The organism is Acidobacteriota bacterium (assembly GCA_016712445.1).
GTDB lineage: Bacteria > Pseudomonadota > Alphaproteobacteria > Caulobacterales > Hyphomonadaceae > Hyphomonas.
In genome coordinates this window covers 1,768,330-1,780,011 of record JADJRB010000001.1, presented here as the reverse complement: position 1 = coordinate 1,780,011, position 11,682 = coordinate 1,768,330, and the positions used below count along the sequence as shown (strand labels likewise).

13 protein-coding genes are annotated in these 11,682 nt (G+C 64.9%); 9 read left to right on the top strand and 4 right to left on the bottom strand.

Features of this window, described 5'->3' with window-relative positions; translation table 11 throughout:
- The first annotated feature begins 243 nt into the window (after window positions 1-243).
- From IPK75_09070 to recF, 4 genes are all read left to right on the top strand, one after another.
- On the top strand, window positions 244-1,677 hold the full coding sequence (locus IPK75_09070; protein ID MBK8198509.1) for a chromosomal replication initiator protein DnaA: 1,434 nt from the start codon (window positions 244-246) through the stop codon (window positions 1,675-1,677).
- A gap of 194 nt (window positions 1,678-1,871) precedes the next feature.
- The gene (locus IPK75_09065; protein MBK8198508.1) at window positions 1,872-2,993 is read left to right on the top strand and encodes a DNA polymerase III subunit beta; all 1,122 of its coding nucleotides are present in this window, start codon (window positions 1,872-1,874) and stop codon (window positions 2,991-2,993) included.
- Window positions 2,994-3,088: 95 nt separating this feature from the next.
- Complete coding sequence (locus IPK75_09060; protein MBK8198507.1) at window positions 3,089-3,391, top strand: antibiotic biosynthesis monooxygenase; 303 nt, start codon at window positions 3,089-3,091, stop codon at window positions 3,389-3,391.
- Window positions 3,392-3,414: 23 nt separating this feature from the next.
- On the top strand, window positions 3,415-4,527 hold the full coding sequence (recF, locus tag IPK75_09055) for a DNA replication/repair protein RecF (GenBank protein ID MBK8198506.1): 1,113 nt from the start codon (window positions 3,415-3,417) through the stop codon (window positions 4,525-4,527).
- Here the strand turns inward: recF and IPK75_09050 are convergent.
- The 3 genes from IPK75_09050 to IPK75_09040 are packed head-to-tail and all read right to left on the bottom strand — an operon-like array spanning window position 4,436 to window position 7,202.
- Window positions 4,436-5,557 (bottom strand): alpha/beta hydrolase, encoded by a 1,122-nt coding sequence (locus IPK75_09050; GenBank protein MBK8198505.1) that lies wholly within the window; start codon window positions 5,555-5,557, stop codon window positions 4,436-4,438. The genes recF and IPK75_09050 overlap by 92 nt on opposite strands.
- Window positions 5,558-5,590: 33 nt before the next feature.
- A complete protein-coding gene (locus IPK75_09045; GenBank protein ID MBK8198504.1) occupies window positions 5,591-6,052 on the bottom strand; it encodes a MarR family transcriptional regulator in 462 nt (153 codons plus the stop codon).
- Window positions 6,053-6,056: 4 nt separating this feature from the next.
- Window positions 6,057-7,202: a twin-arginine translocation pathway signal protein gene (locus IPK75_09040; GenBank protein MBK8198503.1), complete on the bottom strand. Its 1,146-nt coding sequence runs from the start codon at window positions 7,200-7,202 to the stop codon at window positions 6,057-6,059.
- Between the two features lie 122 nt (window positions 7,203-7,324).
- Between IPK75_09040 and IPK75_09035 the strand changes: the two genes are divergently transcribed.
- The 4 genes from IPK75_09035 to IPK75_09020 are packed head-to-tail and all read left to right on the top strand — an operon-like array spanning window position 7,325 to window position 9,618.
- Window positions 7,325-8,431, top strand: coding sequence for an S-(hydroxymethyl)glutathione dehydrogenase/class III alcohol dehydrogenase (locus IPK75_09035; GenBank protein ID MBK8198502.1), 1,107 nt, complete (start codon window positions 7,325-7,327; stop codon window positions 8,429-8,431).
- Window positions 8,431-8,898: a GFA family protein gene (locus IPK75_09030; protein ID MBK8198501.1), complete on the top strand. Its 468-nt coding sequence runs from the start codon at window positions 8,431-8,433 to the stop codon at window positions 8,896-8,898. The genes IPK75_09035 and IPK75_09030 overlap by 1 nt, the downstream gene beginning before the upstream one ends.
- Before the next feature lie 30 nt (window positions 8,899-8,928).
- Window positions 8,929-9,306 carry a VOC family protein gene (locus IPK75_09025; protein MBK8198500.1) on the top strand — a complete coding sequence of 126 codons (378 nt, stop codon included), beginning with the start codon at window positions 8,929-8,931 and terminating at the stop codon, window positions 9,304-9,306.
- Entirely contained in the window at window positions 9,307-9,618 is a 312-nt protein-coding gene (locus tag IPK75_09020; protein ID MBK8198499.1) for a hypothetical protein, read from the top strand.
- On the opposite strand, the gene IPK75_09015 is transcribed toward IPK75_09020, so the two are convergent.
- The gene (locus tag IPK75_09015; GenBank protein ID MBK8198498.1) at window positions 9,619-10,710 is read right to left on the bottom strand and encodes a glutathione S-transferase; all 1,092 of its coding nucleotides are present in this window, start codon (window positions 10,708-10,710) and stop codon (window positions 9,619-9,621) included.
- 132 nt (window positions 10,711-10,842) lie between these two features.
- On the opposite strand from IPK75_09015, the gene fghA reads away from it, so the two are divergent.
- Window positions 10,843-11,682 (top strand): S-formylglutathione hydrolase, encoded by an 840-nt coding sequence (gene fghA, locus IPK75_09010; protein MBK8198497.1) that lies wholly within the window; start codon window positions 10,843-10,845, stop codon window positions 11,680-11,682.

The window sequence follows — 11,682 nt, the reverse complement described above, 5'->3', positions numbered from 1 at the left end:
TTTTTGGGGTCCAAGCGCATGAATTTCCTGCGCATTTTTTTGGTCAACACGGTAATTGCGGCGTTCAAAAAAAAGAGGGACTTGTAATGAATTTCTGTGCCGAATACCTTCTCCCTCGCCAGCTAATTTCGTCCCGGTAAAGAGTATTTTAGAGTTGCAGGCGGGGGCCTGCCGGGAACGTCGAGTGCGAGTTGGAAAGAGCGATCAAAACTAGAAACGGGGTCGGTGATGGACCGAAAGAGATTGTTTGCTTCTCGCGTTAATCAGGGAACACAGGAACCACCCGGCGGCGGTACGCCGGGCCAGCGCGTCTGGGAAGACGTGCAGACCGTTCTTGAAACCAGAATTCCGCAGGAAGAATTTGTCCGCTGGATCGCGGACCTGCGCCTCGTGGCCGAAGTCGACGGTGAAATGCTGCTCGCAGCGCGTGATCCCGTTGCGCTTGACCGCGTTGATACGCGCCACAAGCGCGAGATCGAACGCCTGTGGGCTTCGATGGACCCGCATGCGCGCACGATCAAGTTGATCTGTTGGCGGACGGCTCCGGCGGAGCTGCGCGACCTGATCGGCGACCCGTGGTCTGAGACAGCGGACGTCGAAGCTGATGCTTCGGTTGATGCGGCCGCTCCGGCTGCAGGCCCTGCGCTGACATTCGACAACCTTGTGGTCGGCGCATCCAACCAGATTGCTGCGGAAGTTGCGAAACGGATCGCTGCGGGCTTGCCCACCGGCACGCCGATCACGCTGATCTACGGGCCGCAGGGCGTGGGCAAGACGCACACCGTGCTCGGGCTGAAAGCGGAAGTCGCGAAACGTGACCCGAAGCGCAAGGTTGTCTACCTGACCGCCGAAGAGTTCATGTCGGCCTATCTGGACGGCGTGAAGGCGCGCGACACCAGTGGCCTGAAACGCCGGCTGCGCACGGCGTCGATCCTGATCGTGGATGACCTGCACCGCATCGCCGGCAAGCCGGGCACCGAGAACGAGCTCTACCAGAACATCCGCGAAGTCACCGGCAATGGCGGCCAGGTGGTGCTGGTGGGCGACGCCGCGCCGGGCGAGACCGTAGGTTTCGGGCAGCGCATGCGCAGTGAGATCAAGGGCGCGACCGCGGTCGAGATCGGCTTGCCGGATGCCAACATGCGCCGCGAAATCCTTACGCGGCTGGCCACCCACATCACGGCCAGCCACCCTGAATTCCTGCTTGGGGATGACATGATCCAGAAACTCAACGCCGGCATCCGCGGCCCGGGCCGTGAACTCACCGGCGCCGTGTGGAGCCTCTTCACCGAAGCGGGCTTCGGTGAAGAGACGCCGACCATGGACATGCTGGAGCGCGTCATCCGCCGCCATGCGGGCGAACAGCGCGAGCCGACGATCGACGTGATCAAGAAGGCGACGCTGAAAGTGTTCCCGATTGCGCGCGCCGACCTCGAAGGTCCGAGCAAGATGCAGGCTTATGTCTATCCGCGTCAGGTGGCGATGTACCTGTGCCGCACGATGACCCGGAAGTCGTTCCCGCAAATCGGCCGCGCCTTCGGCAAGCGTGACCACACGACCGTTCTGTATGCGTTCCGGCGCATCAAGCAGACGCTCGAAAGCGACACGCGGCTGGTTGATGACATCGCGCGCGTCGAGGCGACCGTGCTCGACATGCTCGACGCCGGTCAGACCTGAGGCAGCCGCCGGTGCGGATCGCCCGCCGCGCGCGACCCGCTTGGCTTTTGCCTGAACTTGTTTAAGGGTCTCCAGCCCGCTTCCGGAAGGAGGCGGGCTGATTCCCCGCTCGCGCTGGGAACAGGCTTTCGCGGAAACTAGAAAAACAGGATTGGGGAAGCTGGCTGACAGCTTCCGTGATGGACGGACCCGACATGAAACTGACAATCGAACGCGGTGCCCTTCTCGATGCGTTGAGCCACGTGCAGAATATTGTCGAGCGCCGCACGACCATCCCCATCCTTTCGAACGTGCTGCTGCAGGCGACCAAGGGTGCGCTGCGCCTGACCGCCACCGACCTCGATATCGAGGCGATCGACTCCGCCGATGCGAAGGTGTCGCGCGAAGGCTCGGTGACCGCACCAGCCGGCACGCTGTTCGACGTCGTCCGCAAGCTGCCCTCGGGCGCTGAAGTGATGATGGAGCTGAATGCCGAAACCCAGCGCCTGGTGCTGACCGCCGGGCGCTCGCAGTTTGAGCTGCCGACGCTGCCCGCCGCCGATTTCCAGACCATGACGAGCGACGAAGGCGGCGTTCAGTTCAGCCTCGCGGCGGCCGACCTCGCGCGGCTCATCGACAAGACACGTTTCGCGATCTCGACCGAAGAGACGCGGTATTACCTCAACGGCGTGTTCCTGCATGCCGCCAAGAATGACGCCGGCAAGCCGGTGCTGCGCTCGGTGGCCACGGACGGTCACCGCCTCGCCCTCGCCGAACTCAAGGCGCCGAAGGGCAGCGAAAAGCTGACGGGGGTGATCGTGCCGCGCAAGACGGTCAACGAGATCCGCCGCCTGATCGACGGTCGCCCCGATGATGTCGCGGTCGAAATTTCCGACACCAAGATCGTCGTGCGCGCCGGCCGCGCGGTGCTCACCTCCAAGCTGATCGATGGTTCGTTCCCGGACTATGCGCGTGTCATCCCGAAGGGCAACGACAAGAAGCTCACGGTCGACAACAAGGCCTTTGAAGCCGCTGTCGACCGCGTCTCGACCGTCTCTGCAGAGCGCTCGCGTTCGGTGAAGATGAGCCTCGCAGATGGCCGCCTCACGCTGGCTGTGAACCATGCCGAAACCGGCGCGGGCAACGAGGAAATCGAGGCCGACTACGCGTCCGACCCGATGGAGATCGGCTTCAACGCAAAGTACCTGCTCGACATCGCAGGCCAGATCGAGGCGGACGCCGCCGAGTTCATGTTCAATGACCCCGCTTCCCCGGCGCTGGTGCTCGACCCATCCGACGAGTCGGCGCGCTATGTGCTGATGCCGCTGCGCGTCTAGGCGTGACACCGGACCGGCGCACGTTCATCGGTTCGTCATTGGCCTTTGCGGCGCTCGCGGGTGCGCCTGCCTGCGGACAGACCAAGGAGACCGCAATGTACGGCTTGATCGGAAAGTTCACGGCAGCGGACGGCAGACGAGACGAACTCATCGGATACCTGCTCGAAGGCCTGCGCGATATGCCCGGCTGTCTCAGCTACATCGTCGCGCGCGACCCGGCCGATGGCAATGCGATCTGGGTCACCGAAGCCTGGCAGGATGCCGAGAGCCATGCGGCGAGCCTGTCCCTTCCTTCCGTGCAGGAGGCGATCCGCAAGGCGCGTCCGTTGATTGCGGGCATGGAAAGCATTGCCGAAACCCAGCCGGTCGGGGGTCACGGCCTCTCCGCCGAAGGCTGACGGCTTCAACCGGCGAGCCGCCCATGACCGCCCTTACCCGTCTGGTCCTGACCGATTTCCGCAACTACCAGAGCCTCGCGCTGAAGCTGGATACGCGCCCTGTATGCCTCTACGGCCCGAACGGTGCGGGCAAGACGAACCTGCTTGAGGCGGTCAGCCAGCTCGGCCCTGGCCGCGGCCTGCGCACGGCGCAGCTTGGAGAGATGACCCGGCACGGCGCACCGGGTGGCTGGACGATTTCCGCCACCCTCGACGACGAACAGAAGATCGGCATCACGCTCGACAGCGCCGGCCCGGCCAAGCGCAGCGTGCGGATCGACGGCGCGCCGGCGAGCCCTGGCGACCTTGCCGAACGCCTCAGGCTGATCTGGCTGACGCCGGCGATGGACGGCGTCTTCCGGGGCGGCGCGTCCGACCGGCGGCGCTTTTTCGACCGGCTCGTGATGGCGCATCAGCCGTCGCATGGTACCGCGTCCTCGCGCTACGAGAAAGCGCTCGCCGAACGCAACGCGCTGTTGGAACGCGGGCATGTCGATCCAGCCTGGGCCGATGCGATCGAAGCGCGCCTCGCCGAAGCGGGCGCCGAGATCGCGGTGAACCGGGCGCTCGTGCTCACCGACCTGCAGGCCGCCATCGATGCGCGGCCGGAAGGGCATTTTCCGAAGGCGGACCTCGCCTTGCTCGGCGATGCGGAAGCGGCCGCGCTGAAAGGCGAGGATTTCCGTACCATCTTCGACCTGCTGGTGGACGCCTACCGCGCCGGACGACGACGCGACATCGGTGCCAAGCGTACACTCAGCGGCCCGCACCGCTCTGACCTCGCCGTCATCCACCGTCCGTCCGGCTCACCGGCGGGCGAGGCTTCCACGGGCCAGCAGAAAGCCCTGCTGATCGGCCTGGTTCTGGCGTCCGCGGAAGCACTGTCATCAAGCGGCGCAGGCCCTGCCCCGCTCCTACTGCTCGACGAAGCGGCAGCTCATCTCGATCCCGACCGGCGCGCCGCCTTGTTCGCAGAACTCGCCGCGATGAATGGCCAGGCCTGGCTCACGGGCACCGACGCGTTCTTATTCGAGACATTCGGCACGGCTGCCCAGTTGGTACGCGTGGAACTAAATTCGGCGGATGTTCAACCTTGAAATTGCGAATGTCGTCGTCGACTTCGGCGGCGGCGGTGCCGTCATCTTCCGGCACCGGTGCGGCGGCCGGTTCGGGTTCGGGCTCGAACCAGGCAGCTTCCTGCTCGAACCAGCCGGTGAGCACCGGGTTCACGTCTAGATGCCGCTTGTAGTTGAGGCCGTGATCGCCGCCTTCAATGATCTGGATCTTGGCCGAAGGAATGGCGGCCCGGAGCGCATCGGCGCTTGACAGGAGGACCGTCGGGTCGGCGTCGCCGAACACGGCGGCGACCGGCAGGCCCGTGCGCCCCAGCGCGGCGTAAGTGTCTTCGCGGCCCTGCATCGGGAAGTTACGGAATGTGGAAAGCAATGCGCGACCGTAGCCGCGGTATTTCATCTGCTCACGGACATCTCCCTGAAGCCGGTTTTCTGGCTCCAGGCCTGCTTCGTCATACTGGGGGTCGCCGGCAATCGCATTCATTGCAACAAGCCGCCACAGCCAGTCGCCCAGGACCGGCGTGCGCAACAGCGATGCCTGGAAGCCGTCGGTCCCGGCCACGTCAAAACCGGCCGGCACGAACAGGAACACGCGGGCCACCCGTTCGGGATGACGCACCGCGAACTCTGCGACGATCGGGCCGCCCATCGACAGGCCGACCAGCCCGACCGGCTCCTTCACGTTGAGGGCATCGAGCAATGCGAGGAGTTCCCAATCGTAGAAGTCCACATCGTAGCGCGAATCCGGGCGGTCGGACCAACCCCGGCCTAGATGGTCGAACTGCAGCACACGAAAGCCCGCATCGCGCAGCGCCGCCGCATTCTGGTCGAAGATGAAACCCGGCGTGGAATAGCCATGCACCAGCACGACCAGCGGCGCCCCTTCCCGCCCACTGAACCGGTAGTGTATCTGCGCGCCAGGCAACTGCACGAATTGTCCGGGCGCGCGGGCGCGTTCAATGTCGTCAAGCGGTTTCAGGTCACGCCCGGCCCAGGACCAGCTCGCCCACATGGCGAACGCAAGAATGCCCAGCCCCCACAATACCCACTTCATCCCGCCCTCCCTGATGGCGCAAGAATGAAAGGATCAGCGGTGCGTGTCGAGCCAGTTCCTCAGGTGCGCGAGTGCCGGGAGGATTTCGCGCGCGAGCGCAGGCGGAAAGCCTTCCGGCAGGCCGGCCAGTTCGGGCCCCAGCGCCTTCAGGGATGCCTCACGCGCGGCGCGCCCTTCCGCCGACAGGAACACGCGCTTCGAGCGGCCATCCGCCGTATCCGGATCAATCCGCAGGAAGCCCTTGGCCTCAAGCTTCTGCAGGGTGCTGGTCATCGTGCCCTTGGTTACCTGGAAGGCCGTTGCCAGCCGCGCCGGGGTCCAGCCATCCCCGAGCCGGACGCAATGATTGAGCAGCGAAAACTGTGCGACCGTCAGTCCATGTGGCAACACGCGCTGGAACCGGCTGGCCGAAAGCTGAGCGATGATGCCGATCTCGTTGAACAGCTGGAAGTAGAGGGCGTCCGTGTCGGTCGGCGGCGTCGGCTTGGCGGGCATGCATTCAATCCATCAGGAGCGGTTCGAGACCGCGTCGGGGCGCGGCGATGACTGGTTTGGCATAACCGGTACGTACCAGCATCTGAAGCCGCTTTCCGCCCCCGATCAGATCGTGGACTTCGGCGAACAGGCCGGCCATCTCTGGATATTCCTGCAGCGACTGGCTCCACGGATGAATGGCAAGGCCAAGCGCCGGTGCCTGCAGGGTGAGGCGCATGTACGCCCGCCCGGCTGCCAGCTCATCCTCGCGCGCCTGGCCATCATTCGTGAGCCATACGAACGCGCGTGCAGACGCGGCCCGTGCGCGAAACATGTCGAGGCCTTGCCGGAAAGCTGCAGACGTCGGGTCCGCCAGCGCCTCACGGCTCATCATTCCGGTCAGCTTCCCTGCGGCGAACAGCGGACCTTCGAACGACAGTCCGTCGCGATGCGCTTCCACCTCCCGCGCGCCGATGCGCATCACGTCGATGCTTTCCTGCATGGTGGCTGGGGTGAGGGACTCCGCTTCGTGGGCGCGCCACGTGAGGCTGCGCAGCTTGGCCGCAAGTTCGTCGTTGCCGCAGGCATGCGCCGCCGCGCCGAACACGGTGCCGGCCGCCACCAGCGCGGCAAGCTTTTCCGGTTCGACATCGCGCGCCGCGTAGACTTCGCGGTTGGTGTGCCGGGCAAGCACGCCGCGGAACAACGCGTCCGGGACGGCAGCGTCAGGCGTGAATTCCACCTTGGCGACCGGGCGCGCATCGAGCCGGCCTGCCACCGCGGGCGAGCCTTCGGGAAAGGGCGTGATGTCGGCGCGGTAGCCGTCTTCGGCCGCCGCGAGGCTCAGGAGCTCGAGGAACGTGCCGAAGCCAATCGTGATTTGCCGGTCAAAGGGATCGGTTGCCGGCAAGCGGCGATCGAGGTCGCAAAACAGGGTGAGGCTGTTCGTCCCGTCGAGCCGGACGAGCCAGGGCTGCCGGTTGTGCGGGTTTGGCGCCAGCAGGGCATAGGACAGGAACCGCCGGCGGAATTCTTCCGGTTGGCCTGCCTCGCGCCAGGCCTGGCGCGCCGCGTGCGACGGCTGGTTGGCCGCCACGAAGCCGCCGGCGCCCGCCGCCGCGAGCACCACGCCGCCCCCGATCAGTTTCAAAATTCCGCGACGGTTTGCCATTGGCACACTCCAAGGTCGTTTGATGCCAAACTATTTAGTTTGATGTCAAACCTTTGTCAACCCGGCGGGTGGACCCCCGCCCCGGAGCGGACTAGGTAAGGCGCAAAGCAAGGAGTCCGCCCATGAAAACCCGCGCCGCCGTAGCCTTTGAAGCCAAGAAGCCGCTCGAGATTGTCGAGCTGGACCTTGAAGGACCGAAGGCCGGCGAAGTGCTGGTGGAAATCATGGCGACGGGCATCTGCCACACCGACGCCTACACGCTCGACGGGCTCGACAGCGAAGGCATCTTCCCGTCGATCCTCGGCCATGAGGGCGCCGGCATCGTGCGCGAGGTGGGCGCAGGCGTCACCAGCGTGAAGCCGGGCGACCACGTCATCCCGCTCTACACACCGGAATGCCGCCAGTGCAAAAGCTGCCTCTCCGGCAAGACGAACCTCTGCACCGCGATCCGCGCCACGCAGGGCAAGGGCCTGATGCCGGACGGCACGAGCCGGTTCTCCTACAAGGGCCAGACGATCTACCACTACATGGGTTGTTCGACTTTCTCGAACTTCACCGTGCTGCCGGAAATCGCCGTCGCAAAGATCCGCGAAGACGCGCCATTCGAGAAAGCCTGCTATGTCGGCTGCGGCGTGACGACCGGCGTGGGCGCGGTGGTGAACACGGCGAAGGTGCAGGTCGGCGAGAATGTCGTCGTCTTCGGGCTCGGCGGCATTGGTCTCAATGTGATCCAGGGCGCACGCATGGCCGGCGCCGACAAGATTGTGGGTGTCGACATCAATCCGTCCAAGGAAGAATGGGGCCGCCGCTTCGGCATGACCCACTTCGTCAACCCGAAGGAGGTGAAGGACGTCGTCGCCCATCTCGTCGAGCTGACCGACGGCGGCGCGGACTATTCCTTCGACTGCACCGGCAACACGACCGTGATGCGCCAGGCCCTCGAATGCTGCCATCGCGGCTGGGGCACGTCTGTCATCATCGGCGTGGCGGAAGCGGGCAAGGAAATCTCCACCCGCCCCTTCCAGCTGGTCACCGGGCGCAACTGGCGCGGCACGGCCTTCGGCGGCGCCAAGGGCCGCACGGATGTGCCGAAGATTGTCGACTGGTACATGAGCGGCAAGATCGAGATCGACCCGATGATCACGCACGTGATGACCCTCGACAAGATCAACGACGCGTTCGACCTGATGCACGAGGGCAAGAGCATTCGGAGCGTAGTGGTGTTTTGATGGACGAGTGGCGCCTTCCCTGGACTGCCAGCTGCCTTTGCGGGCAGGTGAAGATGCGTGTCACGAAGGCACCACTGGTGTCGATGGCTTGCCATTGCACCGGCTGCCAAAAACTGACGAGCGGACCGTATTCTCTATCGCTACTATTGCCCGCGGATGGCTTCGAGGTGACCGAAGGTGAGCCCGTCACCGGCGGGCTGCATACCGAGAACCAGCAGATGTTCTGTCCGCACTGCAAGAACTGGCTGTTCACCCGGATGCCGAACCTGCCTTTCGTGAACTTCCGCCCGAGCATGCTGGACGGCGGCAACTGGACGCGCCCGATTATCGAAACGATGACCCGCGACCGCCTTCCCTTCGCGACAACCGGCGCCGAATTCAGCTTTGACGGCTTCCCTGCGCCGGAAGACTATGCGCCTGCTATGGCGGCCTTCGCCGATCACGGCTCCCGGCCGCCTGCCCCCTGACTTTCTGAACAACAACTGGAGGAAACGAAAATGTACAGCCATATGATGGTGGGATCGAACGACATCGACCGATCCAAGAAATTCTATGATGCCCTGTTCACGTCTGTCGGCGGAAATGCCGGCATTACGGACCCCAAGGGCCGCCTCGTCTACATCCACAATGGCGGGATCTTTCTCGTCACCCCGCCGATCGACGGGAAGTCGGCGACCAGCGGCAATGGCATGACCATCGGCTTTGCCATGAACGACACCGCGCAGGCTGATGCCTGGCACAAGGCCGGCGTCGCAGCCGGCGGCACCGCCATCGAAGACCCGCCGGGCTGGCGCGAAAACCCCGGCTCGCGCCTCTACCTCGCCTACCTGCGCGATCCGGACGGCAACAAGCTCTGCGCCTTGCACCGCGGCTAGGTGCCGGAATGGCGTGACTCCGATGCACCGCCGGACCTTTCGGCGGTGCATTCGGCGCCCATCCGCTGGGTGATCGAGCAGGCGCTGGCCGAAGGCAACCGCCTCGTCTCGCTCGCCCCGTGGACCAAGGCGCTCGTCGCCCATATGCACGGCGCGCTGACACCGGAGCTCAAACAGCGCGCGCTTGAGAGCTGGCGAGGCCTCGAATGGTACGAAGACGCCGGCTCGCCGCACAACCAGCCGGACGAGGGCTTCACTGATAACGGCTTCGCCGTTTCCTTCCCGCGCCCCTGGCCTGCCTCCCGGCCTTGATCAGGCGAGCGCAAGCCGGTTGCTGGTCCGCGTCAGCCGCTTGGGCAGGCGGAACGATTTGAGCGGCAGCCCGCGAACCCTTTCCAGCAAGGCATCCGCCCGGGCCCTCGCGCCCGCATCCATCGCATCATAGGCGTCCGTCACGGCCTGCATGCGCAGCAGCGGGAAGGTGCGTGCCTGCGCAGGTCCGCGCCGGTCCTCGATGTCGATCCAGATCTCGCCGAGCGAGCGCGGCACGAACGCGCCGGGCGTGACTGTATCGGCCCAGGCGCCAAACAGTTTCACGGTCTCTTCGAGCGCGGGAAATTGCTCCTTCATCTGGCGCGCCAGGATCGGCTCCAGCGTTTCAGGCACGGCGTCACCGGCGAGCAGTTCGCCGCCGCCCTTCCCGCCCGCCTGCATCCGCTCCACCCAGTCCGCCACCCTTGGCGCGACGCACTTCATCAGCTCGCCGGACGTAGGGTCGCGGTAGAGATGCGCATAGAGCGGTCCGTAGAGCGCGAAGTCCGCAAGACAGGGCCGGCCACCGAGCGCGTAGGGGTGCACCTCCAGATGGCGCGAGAAGTCCGCAAGGAAACGCTCGTAGGAAAGTTCAATGCCCGGGATGGTCTCCTCGCTGACTCCCAGCACCGGCAGTGCGCCCTTGAAACGCTGGCCGTTCTTTTTGCCGATCTCATACTGCTCGGGCTGGCTGGCCTCCGGCGCCGACAACGCCCCGAATTCGGCATAGGCCCAATCTTCATTGAAACTCCAGCGATAGTGCATCGCCGGAATCACCAGCCACTCGTCGGCGTAGAGGTGCAGGAGTTCGGCCACGAAACGTTGCAGGGGCGTCTGCGGGATCGCAGGCGGCGCGAGCCTTTCAGCGTGCTCCACGTAGTCGATGATCTCGGCGCTGTCCTGCACGATCGTGCCGTCCGGCGCCTTCACAACCGGAATGACGGGCCAGCCGACATTCGGCAGGATGATGTCGCGGTAGGCGGCCTGGGTCGCCACCTGCTCGGCGAAAGGTACGCCTCGCCAGGCGAGATAGGCACGCACCTTGCCGGTGAAATAACTCACTTCTGCGCCGTACAGCGTGTATTCGCCCATGCCTTGCTCCGATCCCTCCGGATTTTCCCCCGTCATGCGAAAAGCACACGCCGGGCGCAAGCCCACTTCCTTGACTTCGCTGCCGCCGCGGGGTCAGAAACGCGCCTCCCCGCCGCAGACTGGAGCGCCGCCATGTCCCTCACCCTCGTCTCAGCCTGGAAATCATTCGGCGGAAAATTGTCCGTACACGACCATGAGAGCGCGCTGCTCGGCTGCACCATGCGCTTTGCCGTCTATACGCCGCCGCAGGCCGCGCATGGACCCGTGCCGGTGCTGTGGTATCTGTCGGGGCTCACCTGCACCTGGGCGAACATGATGGAGAAATCCGGCGTGCAGGAGCATGCTGCCCGCCACGGCCTGATGATCATCGCGCCCGACACCTCCCCGCGCGGCGAGCATGTACCCAACGACGACGCCTACGATCTCGGCCAGGGCGCGGGCTTCTACCTCACCGCCACGCAGGACCCATGGGCGAAGCACTACAGGATGGACCAGTACATCACGGACGAACTGCCGGGCCTGATTGTTGCAAACTTCCCTGCCGACTTGACGCGCCAGGGCATCTTCGGCCACTCGATGGGCGGCCACGGCGCGATCACGCTGCATCTCAAGAATCAGGATACCTACAAGTCCTGCTCGGCCTTCTCGCCGATCACATCGCCTGCCCGCGTGCCCTGGGGCGAGAAGGCGTTCTCCGCCTACCTGGGACCGCCCTCGATCGCATGGGAGCAGTACGATTCCACCGAGCTCGTGAAGGAGCGCCAGTCCAAGGCGCTGATCCTCATCGACACCGGTACGGCAGATACATTCCTCGAGCGCGAACTGAAGCCGGCGATCTTCATCGACGCCTGCGAGACGAACGGCCAGCGCCTCGATTACCGTCTGCGAGAAGGCTATGGCCACGACTACTATTTCATCGCCACATACATGGACGAACACATCGCCCACCACGCCGCCGCCCTGAAGGAATGA